This is a genomic window from Pseudobutyrivibrio ruminis CF1b (assembly GCF_000424005.1).
Lineage (GTDB): Bacteria > Bacillota > Clostridia > Lachnospirales > Lachnospiraceae > Pseudobutyrivibrio > Pseudobutyrivibrio ruminis_C.
On the sequence record NZ_AUJB01000010.1, the window covers coordinates 1 to 26,890 of the forward strand.

Genomic DNA, 26,890 nt, shown 5'->3' on the forward strand with positions numbered 1-26,890 from the left:
GAACGTCGTGAGACAGTTCGGTCCCTATCCGGCGCGGGCGGAGGATATTTGAGAGGAGCTGCCCCTAGTACGAGAGGACCGGGGTGGACGGACCACTGGTGTATCAGCTGTCGACCAACGGCATAGCTGAGTAGCCAAGTCTGGACGGGATAAACGCTGAAGGCATCTAAGCGTGAAGCCCCCCTCAAGATGAGATATCCCCTCCTTCAAGGAGATAAGATCCCTTAAAGACGATAAGGTAGATAGGTTCAAGGTGTAAGTGCGGTAACGCATTCAGCTGATGAATACTAATAGATCGAAGGTTTATTCTATAAAGATGTTTAGCGAATAATTCTCGCATGACTGTATGAAGTTTTGAGGTTGCTATCGAATTTAATATCCTGGCCTCATGGCTCAGTTGGTTAGAGCGCCGCCCTGTCACGGCGGAGGTCGAGGGTTCAAGTCCCTCTGGGGTCGTTGAATTTCATATAAAATCGTGGGATCTTAGCTCAGCTGGGAGAGCATCTGCCTTACAAGCAGAGGGTCACAGGTTCGAGCCCTGTAGGTCCCATTCAATTGAATATAGATAGTTAATAACATGGGCGGTTTCCCGAGTGGCCAAAGGGGACAGACTGTAAATCTGCTGCAAATTGCTTCGGTGGTTCGAATCCACCACCGCCCATCTTTTTTAATATCGCGGGATGGAGCAGTCTGGAAGCTCGCCGGGCTCATAACCCGGAGGTCGGTGGTTCAAATCCATCTCCCGCAACTACGTGCCCAGATAGCTCAGTTGGTAGAGCAGAGGACTGAAAATCCTCGTGTCGTTGGTTCGATTCCGACTCTGGGCACTTTAATTTTACCCTTCAGTAGTTTTACTGAAGGGTTTTTTCATATAAAAAAAAGAAGATGTCGTAAGGCATCTTCTTATATTTTTGAATTAAAGTGGAAGTCCTGATAGATAGCTTAAATCACTTAAGCTTACTAAAAGGAGATTTCTATAACGTAGAAAATTATTAGTTTCTTCTATAGAATCCATATCTAAACCTGATAAATCAGCGATTCCTACAGCTTTAGAATATAAATCAATACGTTCTATATAGCCTGGCATGGCTTGATTAATAAGGTCTAATACACTTTCTGTTCTTGTTTTTTCTGGATTCCATGGATTATACCATTCATGGTGTTCAAGGTTACAAGGATCTGTATATTTGATTTTAGTATCACTTGGAATCATGGAAGATATAAAAGCACACTTAAACAGGACTTGCTCTATATGCCTAAGATTGTGCTTTTTACGTCCAGTAGGGTCCTTCATTGCATGATTCAAATTGATAAATGATTTCATAGCTCTTTTGATGGTTCCCAGGCGTATGCTGCTATCACCATAGGTTTTCCTGATTGCATTAAATAATAAGTTTGAAATCACTGTCTGTTCATGAGGTGATGGCCTTACAGCTGCAGCGTAATCAAAACTTGTAGGCTTTAATTTCTTATAATGGTCTAGTAAAACATGATCTATATCTGTTTCTAAGGATACGTGTTTTCCAAAATCGTATTTTCCACTACGTTTTAGATTGTTAAAATGGTCACTCTTGAAATAGATATAAGGATGACAGGCTACATCAAGCGAATAATGGCCAATAAAGCCAAGAATATAAGCATCGCAAATATTTCTATCATGATTATCCTCAAAGCCATTTCTGGCATCAAAAAGCCTGTCAAAAAAGAGCATTACATTTTCGCGATGCATAACGTTTCCGATATTATATTTATAGAATAAATAGGCTGGAATATGATAGAAGAATATATCAGGCCCCTCTAAACCAAGGTTAAAACAGGTCTGATGATGCTCTATAATCTTACGAGTTTCTGCGAATTCTACGAATGATAATGATTGTTCCCCAAATGATAAATGTGCAATAAAACCAGGCATAGGCTAACCCTCATAATTTTCTAATTCTAGTAAAAATATAGCAAAATAACCTTCTTAGAAGATTATATCATAAAGAACCTATATAACTGAGAAATAAGTGTGTAATCAAATTTCTTTAAAATTTCACCCTGAAAGGTAAAAAAAGGGAAAGAAGAGTTGATAGAAATACGAGATAATGCTAAAGTAAGAAAAGTAAGTATAGAAATAATTAAAATACTTTACTATAATTAAAACAAAATAACGAAAAATCAGTGATATTGCAGTAATAGTTGAAACGTGATACCATAGATTTGCACGTGCCAATAGGTGCTGCAGAGGAGAGGTGTTATGTTTAAAGGAAGAACGAATGAAATTCAATTACTAAACGGTTTTTATGAAGGGAATACTGCGGAAGTCGCAGTAGTCTCAGGTTCTATTGGTGTAGGCAAAACAGCGCTATTACAGGAGTTTGCAAGTGATAAGGATGCCATCTTCTTTGAGGCATACGAGACTACTGGAAAGCATCAGTTAGAGCGTTTGGCTCAGTTGATGGGGGTAGAAACACTTGATGCCGAATCATTCTGCAATGAGATTGCAAATCGTGCAGCAAGCACAAAGCAGCTCGTTATTATCGATCAATATCCAAATTTCGTTAAGGCTGATCCTGAGTTTGATAAGGTTCTTCATGAAGCGATTACAGGCTCATGGAAGGATTTGCCAGTTAAATTAATACTATGTTCAGATGCTTTTGTTCTGCTTGATAAATATGTTAAGGGAAAGAAGGCAATCTGGAATAAGAGTATTTCCCTTGATTTAGAGGTAAAACCATTAGGTTTCTATGATGCTTGTGAATTCTTTGGTGATGCAAGTCCAAAAGAAGCAGCATACTTTTATGGAATTACAGGCGGAATACCACATAATCTTGTAAGAGTAGCTGCACTTCTTGGTATAGAAGGCTTTGAGGGCTATGGTGTTACTCCTATTACAGGAGATGACAAGGTTAAAGAGATTACTACCAGATTATTCCTGGATAAAAATATTGCACTTGGCCTTAATCCAGAAAAGATTATGGCTACAGAGCTAAGAGAGTTGGCATATTACAACTATATGCTTACCACTCTTGCAAAAGGACTCAACCGTGTAAATCAGATTTCTGCTGAGGTTGAGAAACCTAAGGATGTGGTTGTCCCATATCTTAATTCATTGATGGCTATCGGTATTTGTACAAAAGATACCGCCATTACTGAGATTACTAATCGCAAGAAGACAAGATATTCTATTGTAAATACAAGCACATTGTTCTGGTACAAGTTTATTGTTCCAAACTACGATGCCTATATAGCAGGCGATATTGAGGCTCTTTGGGGTAAAGTAGAGGCTTCAATGGATGAATATATGGAGACAGTATTCATCAAGATTTGTGGCGAATATCTTGCTGACAGAAGTGATAAAAACATGCTTCCATTCACTGTTGAGGAGATTGGAAACTGGTGGGTTAATGATGACGAGGCCGGTACCACAGATGGTTTTGACCTTGTTTCACTTGGAAAATGTGAAGGTAAGTCCGCTACAATTTTTGCTCAGTGTTACTACAACCATGAGCCAATCGAGGTAGCACAGTTAAAGCTTCTCATCGAGAAGACTAAGCAGCTTCACAGGCAGGGAGATGCCTTTTATCTGGTATTCTCTAATGCAGGTTTCCATGAAAATGCTATTACCATTTCATCTGCTATTAAAAATATCATGCTTATTACGTTGGATGAAATGCGATAAAGATAAGTTTTAGGAGGAGAAAAATGACAAATCAAGAGCTTAAGAAAACAGCGATTGAGGTCCGCAAAGGCATCATTGAAGGTGTTCATGCAGCTAAGGCTGGACATCCAGGCGGATCTTTATCAGCAACAGAGGTATTTACATACCTTTATTTTGAGGAGATGAATATCGACCCAAAGAACCCTAAGAAGGCAGACAGAGACAGATTCGTACTTTCAAAGGGCCACACAGCACCAGGTCTTTATTCTACACTTGCACAGAGAGGATTCTTCCCAGTTGAGGATTTAAAGGGACTTCGTAGCATTGGTTCACACCTTCAGGGACATCCATGTGTACAGCACACACCAGGTATCGATGCATCATCTGGTTCACTTGGACAGGGTATTTCTGTTGCAGTTGGTATGGCTCTTTCAGCTAAGCTTTCAAAGGAAAGCTATAGAGTATACACACTTCTTGGTGATGGTGAGATCCAGGAAGGTCAGGTATGGGAGGCTGCTATGTTCGCAGCTGCTAAGAACCTTGATAACCTTTGCGTAATCGTTGATAACAACGGTCTCCAGATTGATGGACGTATCGAGGATGTAAACAGTCCATATCCAATCCCTGACAAGTTTAGAGCTTTCAACTTCCACGTAGTAGAGGTTGCTGATGGTAATGATTTTGATCAGCTCAGAGCTGCATTCAAAGAGGCTAGAGAGACAAAGGGACAGCCTACAGCAATCGTAATGAAGACAGTAAAGGGCAAGGGCATCTCATTCATGGAGAATCAGGTAGGATGGCACGGAAAGGCCCCTAACGATGAGGAATATGCAATTGCTATGGAAGAATTAAAGAAAGCAGGTGAAGAGTAATGGCAGACGTTAAGAAAATCGCAACTCGTGAGAGCTACGGTAACGCTCTCGTTGCTTTAGGTGAGAAATATGATAATCTTGTAGTTCTTGATGCAGATTTAGCAGAGGCTACAAAGACAGGTATCTTTAAGAAGGCGTTCCCAGAGCGTCATATCGACTGCGGTATCGCAGAGTCAAACATGGTAGGTATTGCAGCTGGTATCGCATCTACTGGAAAGGTTCCATTCTGCTCTTCATTCGCAATGTTCGCAGCAGGCAGAGCTTTCGAGCAGGTTCGTAACTCAGTTGGTTACCCACACCTTAATGTAAAGATTGGTGCTACTCACGCTGGTATTTCAGTAGGTGAGGACGGTGCTTCACATCAGTGTAACGAGGATATCGCACTTATGCGTACAATCCCAGGAATGACAATCATCAATCCTTCTGATGATGTTGAGGCTAAGGCTGCTGTAGAAGCTGCTTATAAGATGGATGGCCCTGTATACCTTAGATTTGGCCGTCTTGCAGTACCTGTAATCAATGACAATGCTGATTACAAGTTTGAGATTGGTAAGGGTGTTGTTCTTAAGGAAGGTAAGGACCTTACAATCTTCGCTACAGGTCTTGAGGTTAATGAGTCTCTTGAGGCTGCTAAAAAGCTTGCTGAGGATGGAATCGATGCAGAGGTTATCAACATCCACACAATCAAGCCTATCGATGCTGACCTTATCGTAAAGAGCGCATCAAAGACAGGAAAGGTAGTTACTGTTGAAGAGCATTCAGTTATCGGTGGTCTTGGTGGAGCAGTAGCAGAGGTCCTTTCTGAGAAGTGCCCTACAAAGATGCTTCGCATCGGTGTTAAGGATACATTTGGTGAGTCAGGCCCAGCTGTTAAGCTTCTCGCTAAGTATGAGCTCGATGCAGAAGGTATCTATAAGCAGATTAAGGCTTTCTTATAAAATAAAGCATAATAAAAGAGTCACACGATTGTGTGACTCTTATTTTTTTGATATTAAACGAATTTGTAAATTGTTGTTGAATGAGCCTTTTGGCCAGCTTTTGCGATTGGCTGAGCGAATGATGGCACATTAAGCGCATTTGGGAAGTACTGAGACTCGAAGCAAACGCCGAAACGCTTGTCGTAAGTAACTCCGCCCTTGCCGATGTGTGACTGATCAAGGTAGTTACCAGCATAAAGCTGCATACCAGGTAAATCTGTATAAACTTCCATCTTTCTGCCGCTCTCAGGATCTTCAAGTGTGCAACATGGCTTAGAAAGTGATGGGTTATTTAAGCAGTAATTGTGATCAAAACCGCCAGCCCAGTTAAGCTGATCGTAATCGGCCTCTGTATCTTTGATAAGTGCCTTTGGAGTAGTGAAATCCATTGGAGTTCCCTTAACTTCGCGGCATTCGCCGTGTGGAATAGAAGCCTCATCTGTGTGAGTATATCTGTCAGCATCTATCCAAACAATGTGATTCATAACTGAACCAGAGTCATGTCCGTTAAGATTGAAGTAGCTGTGGTTAGTTGGGTTGAATACTGTATCAACATCTGAAACCCCAGAATAATCAAGGCGTAATGAGTTGTCATCGCCAAGTGTGTATGTGATTTCGATATCCATCTCGCCTGGGAAACCGCATTCTCCGTCTGCCTTATGGCATGTGAATGTGATGTGCTTCTCATCTACCTCTTTGATATCCCAGATTCTCTTGTGCATTGGATTGAAACCTGAGTGAAGGTTGTTCTTTCCATCATTAACATCAAGCTTATACTCTACTCCGTTGAGAGTGAACTTTGCATCGCCAATACGGTTGCCGTTAGGGCAGATGCAGCAGCCGAAGCCAGGGCCATTTACGAAGTAATCTTCGATTTTGTCATAGCCAAGTACTACGTCTGAAAGGATGCCTTCCTTATCTGGAACCCAGAGCTCAAGTAAGTTACATCCGTAATTCATGATTTTAGCCTGCATACCGTTCTCGTTTACAAGTGTGTAGGCGATAATGTCTTCGTTATTTTTGGTTTTGCCAAGTATTTCTTTTTCCACGATAAAACCCTCCCTTTGTATAAAATCAAACTATCACTATGATAAAGGTACAAACAAGTAAAAACAAGGTTTAAGGGACATTTAATAAAATTTTGAAATCAAAGAAGTCAAAGATATGACATTTGAATTTTCTGTGAGTAATTAGTGAGGGTTTTGTGGGGCGTATTGTACAGAAAATGACAAATGCGTAAAATAAAGATATGAGTGGAACTGCGCAGAAAATAAAGGTCGTTGATCGAAAGATTATACGGCTGCTAAAAATTCAAATCGTATTACTACTCATATTTGTGGCGGGGATAACATTCTACTATGTGAGTGGTTATGCTTCCAAGGTCTCCCATCTAAAGACGGAGGCTTTTACTATCGTGCGGCATTCTAGTCCATCAACCTTTAGGCAGACGGAAACCAGCGAGGTATACGCAGCTAACGGAACCAGAATATCTGTGCTTAAGGGTGAAAAAGATGTTTATTACATCACCTTCGATCAAATTCCAACATATGTAATACAGGCAATCATTTCAATAGAGGACAAGAAGTTTTATCAGCATGGTGGCGTAGATTATAAAGCTATCGTCAGAGCGCTGATTGCTACGATGCGCGATAAAGAGATTACCCAGGGTGGAAGTACCATCACCCAACAGCTGGCCAGAACCATCTTCCTCACCAGTGAGAAAACCTGGCAGAGAAAGGTGGAGGAGATTTATATCGCCTCTGAGATGGAAAAGAAGTATTCCAAAGACCAGATTCTGGAATTCTATTTAAATAACGTATATTTTGCTAATGGATATTATGGAATACAGGCGGCGGCAAAGGGCTATTTTAGTAAGGATATAGAGGATTTGACACTGTCCGAAATCTGTTATCTTTTAGCGATTCCAAACAGCCCAACCTATTACGACCCAGTGGTAAATCCTGCTAATACAATAAGTAGAAGAAACCTGATTTTAAAGGCTATGTACGATGATGGAGTAATCGGAGACAAGACCTATCAGAGTGCATTAAGCGAGGAAATCATACTAAACAGAACCGCAAACACAAAGAATAACTATGTAGAAACATACATATATTATTGTGCAACAAGGGAATTGATGGCTCTTGATGGATTCGAATTTAAGAATGATTTCACTACTGTGGAAGGTCAGCGTGCATATGACAAGGCCTACGAGGAGTCGTACAATCAGTGGAACAGGAGTCTGTTTACTTCAGGATATCGTATTTATACAAGCATTGATTTGAATATGCAAAACCAGCTCCAGAATGCTATAGATACTAATTTGGAGGAGTTTACAGATGTAAATGATGAGGGAATTTATGCCCTTCAGGCTGCAGCAGTATGCATCGATAACAAGACAGGAATGACAAAGGCTATTGTAGGTGGAAGAAGCCAGGAAGTGACAGGTTACACCCTGAATCGTGCTTATCAAAGCTACAGACAGCCTGGAAGTTCTATTAAGCCTTTGCTAGTTTATACTCCGGCCTTGGAGCGTGGTTATACCCCGGATACTATAGTGGTTGATGAGGAAATAGAGGACGGCCCTGAAAATGCAGGCGGAACCTATGCTGGAGAAATGACTTTAAGGCAGGCGGTAGCTGTTTCAAAGAATACAATTGCCTGGAAATTATATGAAGAGCTCACGCCTCAGGTGGGTATTGCCTACCTGAAAAAGCTTGGATTTTCCAAGATAGAGAAGGATGATTACGGCATGGCAGCATGTCTTGGAGGACTTACAGTTGGTGTAAGTCCACTTGAGATGGCCAAGGCATACGAAACTATATATAACGATGGTTATATGCGAAATCCTACCTGCATCACAAAAATTACCGATTCCAAAGGTAATGTTATATATGAGACAACTGAGGAAGAAATTGAAGTTTATAAAGAAAATGCTGCACGAACAATGACAGATATGCTAAAATCGGTAGTGACTGACGGTACAGCAAAGGGTATTGACCTTGGGGACATGCCTGTTGCGGGAAAAACGGGAACCACCAATAGCAATAGAGACGGTTGGTTTGTGGGATACACAGACTACTATACCACCAGCGTATGGGTGGGATATGACATTCCAAAGGAAGTTCCTGGTTTGAAGGGATCTACCTATCCGGCAAAAATCTGGAATGAGTTCATGGCTCAGATTCATGAGGGACTCACTCCTGTGCCATTCAAGAAGCCAGTAGAATATATTGGTAACGATGAGCAGGAAGCCGGCGGGGAAAACCCAGAAAACATGGAAAATATGGAAGGACTGGAGGGCGAGGAGCCTTTCGGAGTATTTGATGAGGAAAATCCTGAGGGAGTGGAGCAACGGGAGGAACAGCCGGCATACAGAATCATCACTCAGACATTTGAGGGTACTGAGATTCCAGCGGGCGCAATACCTGAAGATGCTACAGATATCGAGATTACTACGGTAACCGAATAAGATAGCTATGAAAGGGAGAGAAGAAATAATGGCAAAGTATGGATTTGGCCTTGATTTAGGCGGAACAACATGTAAGTGTGGGTTGTTTACCACAGCAGGAGAATTAGTTGAGAAATGGGAGGTTCCTACAGATACTACTAACGGTGGTGTTAACATTTTAAAGAACCTTGCGCAGGCAGTTATCAAGAAGATGGAAGAAAAGGGAATCACTTCTGATGACGTTTCAGGCGTTGGTATTGGTATCCCAGGTCCTATCTCTGAGGATGGCGTTGTAAATCGTTGCGTTAACCTTGGATGGGGCGTATTCAATGTAGAGCAGGAGTTTTCAGAGTGCCTCGGTGGTCTTAAGGTTAAGGCTGGTAACGATGCAAACGTTGCAGCACTTGGCGAGGCTTGGATGGGCGCAGCTAAGGAGTACTCTAGCTCAGTTATGGTAACACTTGGTACAGGTGTTGGCGGCGGCGTAATCATCAACGATGATATCGTTAGCGGTGCAGCAGGTGCTGGTGGAGAGATTGGACACATTCGTGTTAACTATACAGAGGAAAACACATGTGGTTGTGGTAATCATGGATGCCTTGAGCAGTATTGCTCAGCTACAGGTATCGCTCGTCTTGCAAAGATTCGTCTTGCACAGAACGATGATGCGAGCACACTTAGAGAAGTTGAGACTCTTGATGCTAAGGCAGTATTTGACGAGGCAAAGAAGGGTGACACAGTAGCTAAGGAAATTGCTAAGAGAGCATGTGAGTACCTTGCACAGGGATTACAGGTAATTTCTTGCGTTGTAAACCCAGAGGCATTTGTTATCGGCGGCGGTGTTTCTAAGGCTGGACAGTATCTTATCGATGAAGTTGAGTACAGATTCAACCAGATCGCATTCCACGGATGCAAGAGCACTAAGATTACACTTGCTACACTTGGAAACGATGCAGGTATCTATGGAGCTATGAAGCTCATTCTTTAATTTGATATTTAGACATTAAAAAAGTGGTCCGGATTTCCGGGCCACTTTTTGTATGCCAACTTATTTCTTCCTAATAATACCAGCATATCCATTCTCAACAATCTTACTAGCCTGTGCTGTAAGTACATCAAATGGAATCTGCTTTCCACTCTTAAGCCAATCTCTATAGATGAATGTAATAGAGATTGTGTATGAACGAACGATAGAAGGATATTCTGTGCGCTCGAAGAATCTTGAGAAAGGAACGCTACGAAGAACGCCCTCAGTAACTGACTCATAGAAGAATGAGTAGTGTTCGTCACAAAGAAGCTTCTGCTGAACTTCATTACAAGACTCGAGGTACAGATAGAAGTTTGTGATACATCCAGCTAAATCGAAGGCCTCGGCATTTGAACCGATATGATCGAGAATGTCAGCCACAATCTCTTCCTCGATTTCAGCTACAAAATCATCAAGTGATGAAAAATGTAAATAGAAGGTCTTTCTATTGATGCCAGCTCTTTCTGTAAGTTCTGTAATAGAGATCTCATTATAGTTCTTCTCTAAAACAAGCTCGAAGAACGCACGTCTGATAGAATTGATAGTTCTTCTTACTCTTAAATCCTTACTTCTTTCTCTCATATTTGTACTCCTTATTTGTATTATTTATCCCCTCGAAACACATATATATGGAGTAAACTCATGATGTCGTCTAAAACCCATAATAACGCGAACTATTTCTTTTCTTAGTTCATTGTCTACTATACCACGTAAGAGGTCCCTCGTGGAATTTTTAATAGATTTTTTATAATTTGTTTGTTGAATGAACACATTTTGGCATGTATAATGAGAATTAGTTCGGAATCGGACTATACGGTTCCGGACTAAATTTTAGGGGAAAGGGGTATAAATATGCTCAAAGATTTTGATAGCAGAAGACATTTTGGATTTTTGTATGATTGTGCATCTAGAGAAATCAAAAAGGCTGTTAAGCGTGGAATAAGTGAAAATAATGCAGATAATTGCAACGTTAATCACGGCTGGTTGGTAGGATATTTAGAGCGTCAGACAGAGCCAGTTTTCCAAAAAGACCTAGAAAAGATCTTTCATTTTCCAAAATCTACTCTTGCTGACATGATTCAGAGCCTTGAAAAGAGTGGATACATTGCCAAAGCATCGGTTGATGGTGACGGCAGAAAAAAGCAAATCATTGTCACTGAGGAAGGAAAAAGGTTTAACGACCTTATCGAGACTCAGATATTGGCAGTTGATGAATATATTACTAAGGACATAACTCCAGAGCAGATGGATATTGTTGTGGAGGTTCTTGAAAAAATGAGAAAAAACGCAGAGGACTACAAAGCCTATGTGGAAATAAAGAAGGAGGATTAAGTTTTGGTCAAGAGAATTTTACAGGAAATAAAAGAATACAAGCTAGCGGCTATAATGACTCCTGTATTTATGGTTCTTGAGGTTGCTATGGAAATGCTTATACCACTTCTTATCGCAGATCTTGTAGATAAGGGTGTTGAACAAGGTAACCTTACAGAAATATACAGCATTGGAGGTCAGATGCTGATATGTGCCTTAATTGGATTGTTCGGTGGTATTATGGGAGCAATCTTAGGAAGTAAGGCATCAGCCGGCTTGGCAAAGAATCTTAGAAAGGCAATGTTTGAAAATATACAGACATTCTCATTTGAGAATATCGATAAATTCTCTACAGCAGGTCTTGTAACAAGACTTACAACAGACGTAACAAACGTGCAGAATGCGTTTATCATGGTTCTTCGAATGGGATTCAGAGCCCCTGTTACAGTAGCAGTTGCTATGATTCTTTCATTTAAAATTAATGTACGTTTAGCTTCTGTATATTTAGTTGCCATGATTGTATTGCTTACAGTTATGGGCTTTGTAATGGCAAAGGCACGTCCATTGTTTGATACATTATTTAAGAAGTATGATGCTTTGAATGCTTCAGTACAAGAAAACATCACTGGTATGCGTGTTGTTAAGGCATACGTACGAGAGCAGTTTGAGAAGAAGAAATTTACAGATGGCAGCCACGGAATATATAAGGCAGCAACCTCTGCTGAGAAGATGGTTGCCTTCACAATGCCGTTCATGAATGTAGTTGTTTATACATGCATTATTCTTATCAGCTGGTTTGGAGCAAAGTTTATTGTATTAGATGGCACACTTACAACTGGTGAGCTTCTTTCTCTTTTCAGCTACTGCATGAACATTCTTTTCTCACTTATGTTCTTTGCTATGATTTTCATTATGATTACAATGTCAATCGCCAGCATGCAGCGTATATATGAGGTACTTGAAGAGAAGAGCACTATTACAAATCCTGAGAATCCTGTTTATGAGGTAAAGGATGGTTCTATCAAGTTCAAGGATGTAGTATTTGGCTACAATAAGACGGCTGACAGACCAGTACTTGATCACGTTAACTTAGAGATTAAATCTGGTGAGACAATCGGTGTACTTGGTGGAACGGGTTCCGCAAAGTCTACATTAGTATCTATGATTTCTCGTCTTTATGACGTTAACGAGGGCGAGGTTCTTGTTGGTGGACGAAATGTAAAAGAATATGATGTGGAGACAATCAGAAATGAGGTCTCTGTTGTGCTTCAGAACAATGTTCTTTTCTCTGGAACTATCGCAGAGAACCTTCGCTGGGGTGATAAGAATGCCACTGATGAAGAAGTAAAGCATGCAGCTAAGCTCGCATGCGCAGATGAGTTTATCGAGAAGTTCCCAGATGGTTACAATACCCACATCGAGCAGGGAGGTACAAATGTATCCGGTGGACAGCGTCAGAGACTTTGTATTGCAAGAGCATTACTTAAGAAGCCAAAGATTCTTATTCTTGATGATTCAACATCAGCTGTAGATACAGCTACTGATGCAAAGATTAGAAAGGCTTTCCGTGAGGAGATTCCAAACACAACAAAGCTTATCATTGCTCAGCGAATTAACTCAGTTATGGATGCAGACAGAATCATTGTTATGGATGATGGTAAGATTGATGATTTTGGTTCCCATGATGAGTTGTTAGCAAGAAATCAGATTTACCGCGAGATTTTCGAGCAGCAGACAGGTGCTGGAAGCGGTGATTTCGATAAAGTAGATGAGGAAGGAGGTAAGGACAATGCCTAGAGGACCACAACCAGGATCAGTTCCTAAATTGACAGCAGAGCAGAAGGCAAAGCGACGCGGAGTCCTTGGCCGCCTGTTCAAATACATCGGAGCCAATTACTGGCTTCACCTTATAGTAGTAGTTATAGGAATTTTTACTGCAGTTATCTGCAATGCCAAGGGAACTGCTTTCATGCAGACTCTTATCGATTCCTATATTGTGCCAATGCTTAAGTCAGGAAGCACAGATTTTGGACCACTTGCAGCAGCTATTAGAGAGCTTATTGTTTACTATGCACTTGGTGCAATTGCTATCTTTGTTTACAACTATACAATGATTTTCGTAGGACAGGGTACACTTCGTTCCCTAAGAGATGACATGTTTGAGAAGATGGAGGATTTACCAATTCGCTACTTCGATACACATCCACACGGCGATGTAATGTCAATCTACACTAACGATATCGATACAATGCGTCAGATGATTTCTCAGAGTTTTCCACAGATTCTCAATAGCGCAATCACAATCGTTACTGTATTTACTTACATGGTGCTTACATCATGGCCACTTACAATCGTAACAATCATTATGATTGCCCTTATTACTTTTACAACAGCAGCAGTAGCTGGTCGTTCTGGAAGCTATTTCAGAAAGCAGCAGAAGGCTCTTGGTGCAGTAAATGGAAATATCGAAGAGATTATGAAGGGCCAGAAGGTTGTAAAGGTATTCTGCCATGAAGACGAAGTAATGGAGAAGTTTAATGAGCTTAATGAAGAGCTTTACAATAATGCATACAAGGCTAACCGTCTTGCGAACTGCATCGGTCCTGTAAATATGCAGATGGGTAACATCAGTTACCTTGCATGTGCCGTAGTCGGTGGTGTCCTTGCCATAAATGGTTGGACAGGCCTTACACTTGGTGGTCTTGCAGCATTCCTTCAGTTCAACAGAGCTTTCAATATGCCTGTAAATCAGATTTCACAGCAGTTCCAGTCAATCGTACTTGCTATGGCTGGTGCAGAGCGAGTATTCGATCTTATCGACGAGGAGCCTGAGACTGATGATGGCTATGTAATGCTTGTAAACGCTAAGGAAGTAAATGGCGAGATTGTAGAGTGCGAAGAGCGTACAGGTATGTGGGCTTGGAAGCATTACCATAAAGCAGAGGGTACTACAACATACGTGAAACTCACTGGTGACATAGTGTTCGACGATGTTGACTTTGCTTACAACCCAGACAAGACTGTCCTTCACAATATTAAGCTTTTCGCTACTCCAGGTCAGAAGATTGCCTTTGTAGGTGCTACTGGAGCAGGTAAGACTACTATCACAAACCTTATTAACAGATTCTATGATATTGCTGATGGAAAGATTCGTTACGACGGAATCAACATCAACAAGATTAAGAAGGCTGATTTACGTAAGTCACTTGGTATTGTTTTGCAGGATACACACCTTTTCACCGGCACTATCGCAGACAATATCCGCTACGGTAAGCTGGATGCTACAGATGAAGAGGTTGTTGCAGCAGCTAAGCTTGCCAACGCAGACAGCTTTATCCACAGATTACCACAGGGTTATGACACAGTAATCACAGGAGATGGCGGAAACCTTTCACAGGGACAGAGACAGCTACTTGCAATCGCTCGAGCTGCTATTGCAGATCCGCCAGTACTCATCCTTGATGAGGCTACATCATCTATCGATACACGTACAGAGAAGATTGTACAGGATGGTATGGATAAGCTGATGCACGGACGTACAACATTCGTTATCGCCCACAGACTTTCTACTATCCGCAACTCAGACTGCATCATGGTTCTTGACCAGGGACGCATTATTGAGCGCGGTAGCCACGATGAACTCATCGGAGAAGGCGGAAAATACTACCAGCTTTATACTGGAAAAATTCAAAACGCATAGTTTATGGGGTTCTGGCGCTTGTCGTCAGAATCCATTTTTTATGTTATAATTAATAACAATCAATGTATTTTTCGTAATTACGGGGGAGCAGAGTTCATTATTATGACATTTGAGACGATAACTAAGGAGAGACTAATGTCTACAGACGAGAAGATCGCTAGTGTACAGGCATCCTTTGCTATGGAGGATATGATTCTCACTGCTGAGGAGATTGAGCGTGGGAGAATGATAATTGAAGATAAGGTAGATGTGGAAGATGTAGTTCGAGAGATTACATCCAGATATGTTTCAGTAGGATAAGCCTATGATGGATGAATATTACCGTTATGAGTACGAAGATAACGGCCAGTACTGTTATCCACATACTCACATTCTCAAGAACAAACTTGATATTCATGACAAGGAGGAGCTTTTCAAGGCTGAGCAGGAGCTTACCTCTGCCAGATACTTTGAGCTTGTGAAGCATCCTATTCCTGGAGATTTTTCTTTAGACCATCTTTGTGCCATTCACAGGTACTTATTCCAGGATATTTATGATTGGGCGGGAAAGATTCGCACAGTCGATATTTCAAAGGGCACGATATTCTGCCTTACTCAGTTTATAGAAATAGAATTTAAAAAGGTTCAGGAATGGCTTATAAACAATAATTACTTACAGGACGTGCACGATAAAGAGGTAATGGCAAAGCGATTGGCATACCTAATCGGTGAGATAAATATGATTCATCCATTCCGAGAGGGCAATGGAAGAGCCCAGCGTGTGTACATCGAGTATGTTTGCAAGAACAGTAAGACCTTTGATATTGATTTTTCAAAAACTACAAAGAATGACATGATACTTGCCAGCAAGGAATCGGCAGTGCTGAACTACGAGCCCTTTGAGGAATTGCTGTATATGTGTCTGGTAGAAATGTAAATAATAGTCTATTAAGAGGGAATGGTTGAATTAAAGCCATTCCCTCATACTTTATTCATAGAAAATTCATAGTTAATACCCCTTATCATTATAAAATTAATAATAATTACAGCCGATATTGAAAATGTAGTAGTATATCTGCGTTTATTTTTGCGTGCAAAAATAGTTGCGGAAAGCTATAAATTTCAAGGAAAGACATGGAAAATGGGGTTTCTATGTAAAGGGGAATTGGCCTATGAGAGAGAACTTAAACGCAATCAAAAGATTAGTGGCGTTTACGCTCACAGTTCTGTTGTTGGGCACAACCATCTGGAATGATGTGTTTGTAATTGCAACAGAAGAAAATCACTGCTCGGAGTATGTGGATGAACAGACATATGCAGCCAACATACTTCAGCCAGTGGGAGAAGGAGACGGATACTGCGATTATTGCGGTCAGGTAGAGCAGGCTCATGTGCATGTGGAAGAGGAACCTGTAGTCGAAGAAGATGCAGCAGTAGAAGAGGTACAGCCAGCTGAAGAGCTTCCAGCAGAAGAGCCGGTTGAGGATACCTCTGTGCCTGAAGAGCCACAGCCTGAGATCGAAAACACAGAATATACTGTGTCTGAAAATGTTGAAGAAATTACCCCTGAAGATACCCCAGTAGTAGAAAATATAGATGGCGAAGAAACCCCTGAAGATATAGAAGAATCAGAAGAAGAGAAGAATGATAACGAGGAAGAAAAGGCAGAGTGTGAGCACGAATGGACTTACACTTCTAATGGCGATGGCACTCATGTAAAGAAGTGCTCTAAGTGCGATGAGAAAATCACAGAGGATTGTACTTTTGACGAAGAGGGCAAGTGCGTTCACTGTGGTTATGAGCAGAAGGAAGAGTGCGAGCATGAGTGGGAATATATTTCTAATGAAAATGGCACTCATATTAAGAGATGCAAGATTTGCGGTGAAGAGGTAGAAGAGACTTGTCAGCTTGATGAGAATGGTATCTGCCATGACTGTCTGTATGAAGATGAGAGACTGATGTATCAGGAGTTCTCGAAGACTCTCTTTGGAACAACTGTAAAGGTATCAGGTGACCTTCCACGAGGCGCCCGCGTAGATATTTTCTATGCAGGAACCAGACCAGTGGAGGAAATCATTAATGAGAATACTGATGAGACTAACTTTACTGCTTTCGTAGCTTTCGATATCGATATTTATCGCCGTGGTGGAGAGAAGTATCAACCACAGGAGGATGGAGGTTCTGTTCAGGTCAGCTTCATGGGCGTAGAGGAAGTAGAACAGCTTTCCCAGGAAGATGTAAGCGTATATAGAATCGAAGATGACAACCAGACAGTTACTGAGATAGAATGCGAAGTCTCTGGTGAGGAAGTGCGCTTTGATGCTGATCACTTTTCTATCTATGTTTATGGTAATTCTTCTCAGTCAAATGTAAGTACAAAAACGCTAGAGTATTATGAACATTTTTCATATATTAACAAGACAAGTTCGACAGAAGATTATTCAAGACTAAAAGAAGTACTTTTCTATTTATACTTTGAATCAACAGGAACAGTGGATTTATCTGTAGATACATATAAAAACCTAACAAGTGCAACAAACCCAACCAGCGGAACAAAACTATATGAAAATGAGACAAAATCTGTATCAGGTACAGCAGGAGAATATGTAGAAGTAAAGCTTGACTATGGTGAAACTGCAGATGCTCCATCCACAGCCTTTTTAACAAAGGATACTTACTACTCTGTAGTTGTTAAAGTAACAAATCAGGTGCCATGTGCCGTTGTTTATGGTCAGGGTTCTTCACCTCTTTTGAAGTCATATATATTTAATACATATAATGAGTGGAGCAATAACAGTGGCGCCTATGATGGTATCTTCCAAGAAAAAGTAAGCCCTGATGACCCAACAGATACATATGACATTACTTCTATCGTAGATAGTAAGAACAATGAGATGTTAGCAGTGTCTGGCTATAAGTTCTACTATGGTTTAAATGATACAGAGACTTTCACAGCTACAATTAATAACGATTCGACAATTGAAAGAGCAATTAAATGGACATCAGATGATTTGAGTGTAGTAGAAATTGTCTCTTCTTCTGCTAATAAAGCTACTATTAAGGCAGTAGGGTCTGGAACAACAGTACTTAGGGCGAAGTATGGAAACAATACTGAGAAGAAAATAAACATAAATGTAATTGAATTTAAAATTGGAAATAAGGCGATAGATGGATGCACAGTTGATTACACAGGAAGTGCTATTAGCTCAAGTGATATAAAGGGATATATCGGAGCTGATGCTGTAACTACTCTTACTGCCGTCGTAGATGGAGATGGAAGTGTAGATGATGCTGCAGAAGTAAGATTGACCTTTACATCACCTACAGATTCAAGCTACAAGAAGACATGGACTAAATACTATAAAATTAAGCCACTTGAACTAACAGAACAAGTATTTTACCTGGATAATAATAGTGATGATAAGAATGACCTTCCAATTAAGTTTACAATCACTGGCGGTGAAATCACGAATATGACAGGAATGGCAACTATTTCTGCCGATGGAGTTAATGGTACTGTTGCAGTTCAACCTAAGTACAATGCTTCAACACAGGATTTCTCTGCAATTATAGAAAAGACAACAGTAAGTGCGGGTGGGTTAGTTTATACAATTGCTATTAGTGGAGTAAACAATTTTACTGGAAGCTTTTCTGTAGATTTAGTTAATAATGATTCTTCAGCAATTATTGATATTAAAACCTTACTGAAACCTCGTCTGAGAGGAAGTACTCTTGTTAACCCAACATATAAAGGTTCTGCCTTCAGTTTGACAGACAGAATGGATGGTACGGTGAATAAGGGTTACAACGAGGTTGAGTTTGTTGGAAATGATGAAATTGTACGAGATGAAATCATTACAAGTGAAACTGCAGATTATACAATTACTGATGTAGCTACAGGTAAGACAGCAACTTCGGCTGATGATTCTCCGGCAACTACTGCTGGACAAAAAAGGATTACATTTACAATGAAAGACGGTAGTGGATACAAAGGAAGTGTTTCTACTACTTTTACAGTTGTGCCTGTTTCTATGAACAGCAGCGATATTACTGTTGACCCATCTGCAATATCAGTACGTAATGGCGTAAACAATAATGTTCCAAAGGCAGGAGAAGATTTTGTAGTAAAGTTTAAAGGAACAGCGATAGATACAAGCCAGTATTCTATTGAATGTACAGGTAATACTGGAATTACAAATGCTGCAAAGTTATTAATAACAGGAAACACCAATTTCAAAGATACCAGAACAGAAACATTTAGCGTTGTAGCTAATTATCTAAGTGATTTAGAGGTCTTCTTCGATGAGGATGGTGGATATACAGTAAAAGGCGATAAGAACTACGATTTCTCAAAGGTTGGTTACAGTCGTACTTATGATCCAACATTAGATGTAGATACTGTAAAAGACCGTATAAAAGTATATGTTCCAGGACGTAATCCAAGTGAATTAACTGAAGGGACTCATTATGAAATCGCAGTCACTGACGAAGGAACGAATACGTTCTCTGCAGATGTAGGTACAAAGACAATAACAATTACTCCTTCTGATGATATTAAGACGTATTATAACATCACAGGGGATGGCATAGTTAAAGCTACATTTAAAGTTGTAGAACGAACAATTTCAAGTAGTGCAATACAGGTTGATTATACTGCTCCAATTGGCAAGACATATACAGGTAGTGCAATCGAGCTTACAACAGCAGCTTCATCCACAGATACAGGTAGGAATTTGAAGCTTACTTATCTTGCAAAGAGTTATATTCTTAAGCCAGGAATCGACTATGACATTAACTACAATGGCACAAATGTCAACGCAGGAACAGCTAAGTTTAGCATAGTTGGAAAAGGAAACTTTACAGGTACAAGCTCACAGACAAAGTATAAATTCACAATAGGCAAGGCAACTCTTACAGATAGTATGGTTAGCTTCCCTGCCAATATGATTTATACATATGATGGTACGGCTAAAGAACCTGTAATGACAGTGAAAATTGGAGAGAACTCCATAAATGAATTTACAGATGACACTAATACTGTCAGAAACTATACAGTAAAATATGATAACAACATAGCTGCTACAACAGATACCAAGAAAGCTACAGTAACTATTTTGGCAGGAACGAATGGTACTGACGGACAAAATCTTACTGGTAAAGTTGTAAAAACATTTGATATCAGCCCTAAAAATGTCACATTTAAGAGTATTGTAATAGGTGGAGAAGGTGGGGCTACAGCAACTATACAAAATAGCGCTAAGAATCTATGGATATGCCCAGATTTAAATGTTGTGTATTCAGGTAGTGTATATAGGGGTTCAGTTGCTGTATACATTGAAGATAACGGAAAAGCAGTAAAACTTAATGGTGACACAGATTACTATGTTACATATTCGACAAATTATAATGTCCGCGATTATAATTTGTTTGATGATACTACAATTGCAGCATCTCCATATATTCAGATAACTGGTCGTGGAAATTATGCTGGAAGTAATGCCAAAGTTTTATACCATATTAAGCCAGTAGTCATTACAGAAAATGATGAGAAACTGTTGGTAGATGGCCAAAAGGCCGAATTGTGGAAAAAGGCGTACGACTGGAATAATGGATCGGATGTCAATGTTTCGGTTACATCAATAACTTACAATGGAAAGACTCTTGTAGCGGGAACGGACTATGACCTTGATGTTCCAACTGATTATTCGGCAGGAGAAAAGACTGCACACATTAAGTTTAAGAACAACTATTCTTATGCTGATGCTAACGGTTATCCACTGCCATATACCATTGGTATCGATGTTAACGATACTAAGGTTGTTAGCTTGACTAATCATTATAATTCAGCAGATACAGCATATTGTTCTACAAAGGGAACCGGCTACAAGGTACGCTGGACTAATAGTCATGCTCCAAAGATGGAATTACATTGGCAGAGAGTAGATAACGCTGATGTTTCAGTGACTTTCGATGGTGGAGATAGTGATAATCCAACAGTACCAAATACTACTTCACCATATGTAACATCTGGAATTAATATTGTAGATGTGGCAAGCAATACATCTATCAATAAGTATGATTCTCGTGCAGCAGGTGATACAGGAAGTACCTATAACACCATAACTGTAACACTTTCGGCTGCAAAGGGTGCCGGTGGTCTATACACAGGTGAATTCTATGGTGAGAAGGTTATTACATATGAGATAGCTCCAGTATCGTTAAGTGAGACAAAGAATTTTGTATCATATCCAGCAGGTTTTGCAGGAATAAAATACACAGGAGCAGAGATTATACCAACAATAGAACCAGAATATACTTATGGATATGCCGACGATGGTAATGGAGGCACTACACCTCTTAAATATACAGTTAAAAAGACAACTAACTCTGGTTCAAAGGACTTTACATTAAATCCTGACACTATTGGCCCAAATGTAGGTTCATATCCAAGAACCCTCACTGGCTGTGGTAACTTTGATGAGAGCCAGTCGTATACATTTAGAGTGGAAAAGGGTGATGTAAAGCTATTCCTGAAACCTACTACAGGTGCTAACAAAGGCAGTGAAGTGCCATTAACAGATTTCACAACAGATGATTCAGGTAGTGCAACAACACCAAGACAGATGTCTGTAACTATTGACCCTGCCCAAGAAACATATATTTACAAGAGCGGTAATGAATATAAGCCTACATTTATCCTTAAGGATTCAAGTGGCAATTTACTTGTAGAAGGTACAGATTACAACACTATTTCATACAACAGGTATGACACACATACAACTACTGAAGATCCTTCTACAGCAGTAATTTCAATACCTTCTACTGGAAACTTTATTAATACAGTCATTACTGTGAAGTATGTCATTCAGACAAATGACATTAATCAGAGTACATATACTGTTGCCTTAGATGATTTGCCATATGCCCAGAAGGTATATAGAGCAGATGTAATTAAGGATATGGTTAAGGCAAATAAGAATCTGCTAACAGTAAAGGCTGGTGGTACACTTCTGAACTTTGCTGAAAATGAATCTGATACCAATGGTGACTATATTATTATCACAGATGCTACAGATCCGGAACTTGCGGCTTGGAGAGCTAAAAATGTAAATGCTGATCTGTTTGGTGTAAATAGTCTTCCATCATACTCAAGTACAGTTGATGCAAGCGACAACTATATCTTTATAAAGGGTATTAATGCATACAGTGGTGTTCGTAAGGTGCCATTTAATGTCGTCCTTAACTTAAATGAAACAAGTATTGTTACAGTTAATACCAATGCAGCAAAATATAATTTGGATGCGAATGGTGAAAATCCAACAGATGTAAATGATTCTTCAGTAGCGTTCAAAGCTGTAATTAAGTATAAGGATTTAACTGGAACTTATGTTGAGTTAACAGGTGATAACAACTATACTATTACCCGCTCAAGAGATAAGTTGCCTGGACCAGACGCTAATATTACCGTAAAGGGTAAGAATGCATGTAAGGGTCAAAGGACAAATGTATGCCCTGTAGGAAGTTCAGATCCACCTATATTCCTGGTAGATTTGGGTGTATATAAGGGAATATCTATTAAAGGAGGAACTGTATATCATTACACAGGAAGTCCAATAGAAATTAGATTTAATGGACTTGAGGATGCAGAATATAATAGTGCAATAGATAGTAGAGATGGAGATTATTCTATAGTTTATACAGAAAATCCATCACAGGTTAATACTCAGACTGCTCATACAGAAGCGGGCAAGTGGTATGCCATAATTAAAGCTACGGATAATAGTAAGTATTTCAAGAAAGGAAGCTATAGTAATGCTGAAACAAAAGAGAACTATGCATTCTATATCAAGTACTATTTGCCGGATGCAGTATTTAGCTTTACTGGTGGAAGTGTAGTTAGTCATACAGGAAGCACCATAACTATTCCAGCTGTTATTAAAACTGCAGATGGAAAACATGACTTGTATGACTATTCAGATCCATCGAAAAACACTTTGGTAAAACTGGATCGTACTACTGCTACCGATATGGGAACCTATAATATCGTAGCATCAGCAAAGGATGCTGCGGCAGAGACATATGTTGAAGGTACTTTAACTGGCACATTTAAAGTATCAGGCTCTGCTATAGGTGATGATAATGTAGCATTAAAGGACCCTAATCAAGCAAACGTAATATTCAAGGGAAGTGCATTCACTCCAGAAGTAGTTGTAACAGTATCGGGCAGAAGTACGCCTTTAACAAAGGATGTTGATTATACTGTTGAATATATGAACAATGTTCATGTAGGAAAAGCAACTGTGCTTGTCAAAGGTAAAAACAACTATGAAGGCACAGGAACAGTACACTTTAATATTTCAGCAGCTAATATTTCAGCATGTGATATTACACCGGAGGATGCATACTTCTCAGGATATTTTATTAATCAAAGTGATCAGCGCGAGGTGGTTCCAGTTGAAACAGAAGTAACTGTTAAAAATGGCACGTATACCCTCACAAAAGACTCGGAGTATACACTATCGTATAACCTCCATAATATGGGTATAACAGACTCAGCAGAGGTAACAGTTACTGCAGCTGGAAACGATTTTACTGGAAGTAAAAAGGTGACATATAAGATACTTCCGCTTGATTTGGGCGATACAAGCAAGGTTACTGTAAAGCAGGGAACTACAACAACAGAATATACAGGTAGTGCAGTAGATCCTCGTGATACTGTAAAGGTAATTGTTGGAGATGGATATTTATGCTCTAATAAAGAGGATACAACCACATATGATTACACCATTACAATAAGTGATGGTGCAGGTGGTGATAACCTTCCTTCTATCAAGGAACGTGGTACATATTATCTGGTAATTACAGGTGCTCATAACTGTACAGGAAGTACAGCTGTGCCATTTATTATCACAGAGAAGTCGTTACCAAATAACTGGCATTACTTCTATTCTACGCCTGATTTTGTAGGTAGTAAGCCAGTATATCATTCAAATGTTCCTGAAGGCGAGACACCATATTATGATTACACACCAAATTACACCTTTACAGATGCAAATGGTAATAGTAAGTCAGATACCATTAGAATAGTAATACATGATGTACCTACATTGACGGCAGAAGAGGCAAATCCAGTATTACAGATATTCGATACCGCAATATCAACGACTACGCCATTGACCCTTGGAACAGATTATGAAATAAAGAATCCAAAGAATAATACGAAGGCTGGCACAGCTGCTTGGTATAGAGGGGATGGAATTGATAGTACTCATGCTAAGCCAACAGATGATGCACCACAGCTTACTATTTCTGGTTTAGGTAATTATTCTGGTGAGATTACAATTCCTTACAACATTGGTAAGAATATAAACAATCTGGAAGGGTTAGAGGTAGAGTATACATTTAATGGCCAGACACTTACTTATAATGATGAAAATAAGGATAGTGGAAATAATGAGGATGGCACATTACTTACAACTACATATAACGGTGCCGAGCAGAAGCCTACTGCAAAGGTATACCTGAATAAAGGAACTGAGAAGCAATTATTATATCCAACTAAGGATTATGAGCTTACATTCGAAAATGCAAACACTGGAGAAGAGGATGACTCTATAACTGCAGGATATAAGAATATTGTGATTACAGGTATAGGAACTTATTGTGGAAAGATTTCTCAGAGATACACAATCAAGAAGAAAGCTATAACAACTTCCCATAATACTTTTACTACTGAGGAATTATCAGTAAGAGATAATGGCAAGGAAGTTGTTGCTATGGAAATTAAGGGAACCATCCTTTCAAGGATTCCAACCGTAGCAAAAGCAAAAGAGCTTCTTTATCCTGACCTTATTGCAAACGAAGATGATTGCAGTAAATATGTAGGATACTTCTATGCAGTATATGATGGTAAGCCTGTTAAGCCTGAGCTTGGCAAAGATATATTTGTATATGATAGGACTTTGAGCAGTGAGGCTCTTACAGACGAGATAGACCCTAAGGATCTTGAGATAGACTATAATGGAAAGAGTGATACTGTTGCATCCTTTGAGGATGGCGAACTGATTAATTACAGCGAGATGACCATTAAGTTTGCTCAGGATAAAACAGATTATGTAACAAACTACTTCGCAACTGGAAATGATGCTGGTGGAACAAGTTCTACAAGCTACACAATTAGATATCTTATCTTACAAAGAGATGTATCTACATTTACAGTTGAATACGATAATGGACTTGATGATAAGCAGTATAAGTATGATGAAGGTAGAGTAAAGACACCTTCACTCACAGTACGCTCTGGAGATCAGATTCTTACAAAGGATGTTGATTATGAAATAGCCAAAGCAAAGGATGCCGACGGAGTATACTATGACATGGCTTCACCAGGTGAGCAGAAAGTGCTTGTAAAGGGCATTAATCATTATCGTGGAGAGATAGAGGTTACTTACTATATTTGGGGTGATTTGAGCAATACAAATGCATACGATAGTGATATGTCAAATGGTTATAGCAGTGTTCCAGTCCAGATATATACAGGAGTTGGACCATCTGTATCAGACGAATTGACAATTGCATTAGTTCTCTTAAAGCAGAATGCTCAGAAGAAAGACATTGTACTTACTAAGGGAACCCACTATAGTTTGAAGTCCGATTACTCAGATGATCACTTCTTCTACACTGGAGAGGTTACTTATAAGGGTAATGAGAATAAGTACTGGACAGGCGAAAAGACAATTAAGTATTTCATCAACTTTGATGAGAACAAGGTAAAGCCTACATGCGATGGAACAAAAGAAAAGTACACAAGTTATCCAATTAGACCTGAAATAAAGCTTAACGTTTCTACTGCAGAATTCGATGAAAGCAATATTAAATACTATCGTGATACAAATGGTGATGGTATTGGAGATGTGCAAATTTCCGAGGATGAAGATTTCATCGAACCAGGCTATATTACCGTTGAAGTACCTTATCAGATAGGAGGTAAGGCAGCTAGAAAGCCTGCTACAGGTACATATCAGATTATACCTAGACCAATGGTAGATTGTGAGCTTGTAGTAAGTTCAAGATACAGATATACAGGTAGCATGATTAAACCAAATGTAATCGTATTTATTAACCCTAAGGATGGAAATGATATTAGGACGTTAGTTGAAGGTACTGATTACGATGTAACCTATGGTGGTACAAATATTGATAATATCAAAAATGTTGGTAAGGTTACTGTTACAGGTAAGACTGATAAGATTACTGGAAAGATGTCAAAGACATTCAGTATCGACGTTGGTCAGGTTGCAGGACTTACAGCGACACCAGTGGAAGGTAGCAGTAATTCAATCAAGGCTACATGGGTAAAGGATATCTTTAGTTCAGGAGCTGAGCTGATGCTTTACAAGATGAGCGGAAGCATGGCAACTGCAGTAAAGATTAACGACACAAATAACTACACAGTATCTGTTTCTGGTAACACAACAGCATATGTATTTGAAAACCTTGAGAATGTTACAAACTACAAGATAGCAGTTCGCTCTTACATAGATGGAACAGAAAAGATGTACAGTGAGTACTCATATGCATATGCAACAACAGGTATTTCAACTACATCTGTGGAAGTTACTCAGCCAAGTGCGAACATGGTTACCATTACATGGGATGATACTGGTAATGCAATGATTTATAAGATCTACAGATATAAAGATTCTGAAGGTAAAGCTAGTGCTAAGAAGTTAGCTTCTTACCCAGCTTCTACAGAAGGATATACAAATATCGTAGATGAGCCAGGAGTATACTGGTATTACATTGTAGGTTATACAATTCTTGATGGAGAACTTAAGCCTACACAGGAATCTGAACACAAGAAAGTAACCATATCATTGTAATGTAATTAAAGGGCGGTCTTTATGGCCGCCCTTTTTGCGTGCTTTGAA

General features: G+C 39.7%; 14 protein-coding genes, 5 tRNA genes and 1 rRNA gene. 17 read left to right on the forward strand and 3 right to left on the reverse strand.

Going from position 1 to position 26,890, the window contains the following annotated elements:
- From G592_RS0108690 to G592_RS0108715, 6 genes are all read left to right on the forward strand, one after another.
- Positions 1–311 (forward strand): 23S ribosomal RNA (locus G592_RS0108690); the annotation flags it as partial.
- Positions 312–382: 71 nt separating this feature from the next.
- Positions 383–456 (forward strand) — tRNA-Asp (locus tag G592_RS0108695).
- Between the two features lie 21 nt (positions 457–477).
- A tRNA-Val gene (locus tag G592_RS0108700) sits at positions 478–550 on the forward strand.
- A gap of 29 nt (positions 551–579) precedes the next feature.
- Positions 580–661: transfer RNA gene (locus tag G592_RS0108705), tRNA-Tyr, on the forward strand.
- Between the two features lie 13 nt (positions 662–674).
- Positions 675–748 (forward strand) — tRNA-Met (locus G592_RS0108710).
- Between the two features lie 6 nt (positions 749–754).
- A tRNA-Phe gene (locus tag G592_RS0108715) sits at positions 755–827 on the forward strand.
- A gap of 89 nt (positions 828–916) precedes the next feature.
- Here the strand turns inward: G592_RS0108715 and G592_RS0108720 are convergent.
- The gene (locus tag G592_RS0108720; RefSeq protein WP_028247485.1) at positions 917–1,912 is read right to left on the reverse strand and encodes a zinc dependent phospholipase C family protein; all 996 of its coding nucleotides are present in this window, start codon (positions 1,910–1,912) and stop codon (positions 917–919) included.
- 327 nt (positions 1,913–2,239) lie between these two features.
- Between G592_RS0108720 and G592_RS0108725 the strand changes: the two genes are divergently transcribed.
- From G592_RS0108725 to G592_RS0108735, 3 genes are read left to right on the forward strand one after another with little or no spacing between them, the layout of a single operon-like run.
- Positions 2,240–3,664: an ATP-binding protein gene (locus G592_RS0108725; RefSeq protein ID WP_028247486.1), complete on the forward strand. Its 1,425-nt coding sequence runs from the start codon at positions 2,240–2,242 to the stop codon at positions 3,662–3,664.
- A gap of 23 nt (positions 3,665–3,687) precedes the next feature.
- Positions 3,688–4,515 (forward strand): transketolase, encoded by an 828-nt coding sequence (locus tag G592_RS0108730; protein WP_028247487.1) that lies wholly within the window; start codon positions 3,688–3,690, stop codon positions 4,513–4,515.
- Positions 4,515–5,453 carry a transketolase family protein gene (locus G592_RS0108735; RefSeq protein ID WP_028247488.1) on the forward strand — a complete coding sequence of 313 codons (939 nt, stop codon included), beginning with the start codon at positions 4,515–4,517 and terminating at the stop codon, positions 5,451–5,453. Before G592_RS0108730 ends, G592_RS0108735 begins: the two co-directional genes overlap by 1 nt.
- Before the next feature lie 53 nt (positions 5,454–5,506).
- Here G592_RS0108735 and G592_RS0108740 read toward each other — a convergent pair whose 3' ends face one another.
- A complete protein-coding gene (locus G592_RS0108740) occupies positions 5,507–6,541 on the reverse strand; it encodes an aldose epimerase family protein (protein ID WP_051194838.1) in 1,035 nt (344 codons plus the stop codon).
- A gap of 365 nt (positions 6,542–6,906) precedes the next feature.
- Here G592_RS0108740 and G592_RS16065 point away from each other — a divergent pair, with 365 nt between their 5' ends.
- Positions 6,907–8,964, forward strand: coding sequence for a transglycosylase domain-containing protein (locus G592_RS16065; RefSeq protein WP_242830159.1), 2,058 nt, complete (start codon positions 6,907–6,909; stop codon positions 8,962–8,964).
- 28 nt (positions 8,965–8,992) lie between these two features.
- Positions 8,993–9,931: an ROK family glucokinase gene (locus tag G592_RS0108750; RefSeq protein WP_028247490.1), complete on the forward strand. Its 939-nt coding sequence runs from the start codon at positions 8,993–8,995 to the stop codon at positions 9,929–9,931.
- 60 nt (positions 9,932–9,991) lie between these two features.
- Here G592_RS0108750 and G592_RS17030 read toward each other — a convergent pair whose 3' ends face one another.
- Positions 9,992–10,552 (reverse strand): TetR/AcrR family transcriptional regulator, encoded by a 561-nt coding sequence (locus G592_RS17030; protein ID WP_028247491.1) that lies wholly within the window; start codon positions 10,550–10,552, stop codon positions 9,992–9,994.
- Between the two features lie 270 nt (positions 10,553–10,822).
- Here G592_RS17030 and G592_RS0108760 point away from each other — a divergent pair, with 270 nt between their 5' ends.
- The 6 genes from G592_RS0108760 (at position 10,823) to G592_RS0108785 (ending at position 26,842) form a co-directional block, all read left to right on the forward strand.
- Positions 10,823–11,302, forward strand: a complete 480-nt coding sequence (locus tag G592_RS0108760) for a MarR family winged helix-turn-helix transcriptional regulator (protein WP_028247492.1) — start codon at positions 10,823–10,825, stop codon at positions 11,300–11,302.
- 3 nt (positions 11,303–11,305) lie between these two features.
- Positions 11,306–13,078: an ABC transporter ATP-binding protein gene (locus tag G592_RS0108765; protein ID WP_028247493.1), complete on the forward strand. Its 1,773-nt coding sequence runs from the start codon at positions 11,306–11,308 to the stop codon at positions 13,076–13,078.
- On the forward strand, positions 13,071–14,981 hold the full coding sequence (locus G592_RS0108770) for an ABC transporter ATP-binding protein (protein ID WP_051194839.1): 1,911 nt from the start codon (positions 13,071–13,073) through the stop codon (positions 14,979–14,981). Before G592_RS0108765 ends, G592_RS0108770 begins: the two co-directional genes overlap by 8 nt.
- Before the next feature lie 135 nt (positions 14,982–15,116).
- Complete coding sequence (locus G592_RS17550; protein ID WP_155942184.1) at positions 15,117–15,281, forward strand: hypothetical protein; 165 nt, start codon at positions 15,117–15,119, stop codon at positions 15,279–15,281.
- 4 nt (positions 15,282–15,285) lie between these two features.
- Complete coding sequence (locus tag G592_RS0108780) at positions 15,286–15,897, forward strand: Fic/DOC family protein (RefSeq protein ID WP_051194840.1); 612 nt, start codon at positions 15,286–15,288, stop codon at positions 15,895–15,897.
- Between the two features lie 235 nt (positions 15,898–16,132).
- The gene (locus G592_RS0108785) at positions 16,133–26,842 is read left to right on the forward strand and encodes a hypothetical protein (RefSeq protein ID WP_028247496.1); all 10,710 of its coding nucleotides are present in this window, start codon (positions 16,133–16,135) and stop codon (positions 26,840–26,842) included.
- Positions 26,843–26,890 lie beyond the last annotated feature (48 nt).

Excerpts from the sequence above, each read along its gene's own strand:
- G592_RS0108720 (WP_028247485.1), bottom strand. The coding sequence starts at position 1,912 with ATGCCTGGTTTTATTGCACATTTATCATTTGGGGAACAATCATTATCA.
- G592_RS0108725 (WP_028247486.1), top strand. The coding sequence starts at position 2,240 with ATGTTTAAAGGAAGAACGAATGAAATTCAATTACTAAACGGTTTTTAT.
- G592_RS0108730 (WP_028247487.1), top strand. The coding sequence starts at position 3,688 with ATGACAAATCAAGAGCTTAAGAAAACAGCGATTGAGGTCCGCAAAGGC.
- G592_RS0108735 (WP_028247488.1), top strand. The coding sequence starts at position 4,515 with ATGGCAGACGTTAAGAAAATCGCAACTCGTGAGAGCTACGGTAACGCT.
- G592_RS0108750 (WP_028247490.1), top strand. The coding sequence starts at position 8,993 with ATGGCAAAGTATGGATTTGGCCTTGATTTAGGCGGAACAACATGTAAG.
- G592_RS17030 (WP_028247491.1), bottom strand. The coding sequence starts at position 10,552 with ATGAGAGAAAGAAGTAAGGATTTAAGAGTAAGAAGAACTATCAATTCT.
- G592_RS0108760 (WP_028247492.1), top strand. The coding sequence starts at position 10,823 with ATGCTCAAAGATTTTGATAGCAGAAGACATTTTGGATTTTTGTATGAT.
- G592_RS0108770 (WP_051194839.1), top strand. The coding sequence starts at position 13,071 with ATGCCTAGAGGACCACAACCAGGATCAGTTCCTAAATTGACAGCAGAG.
- G592_RS17550 (WP_155942184.1), top strand. The coding sequence starts at position 15,117 with ATGTCTACAGACGAGAAGATCGCTAGTGTACAGGCATCCTTTGCTATG.
- G592_RS0108780 (WP_051194840.1), top strand. The coding sequence starts at position 15,286 with ATGATGGATGAATATTACCGTTATGAGTACGAAGATAACGGCCAGTAC.
- G592_RS0108785 (WP_028247496.1), top strand. The coding sequence starts at position 16,133 with ATGAGAGAGAACTTAAACGCAATCAAAAGATTAGTGGCGTTTACGCTC.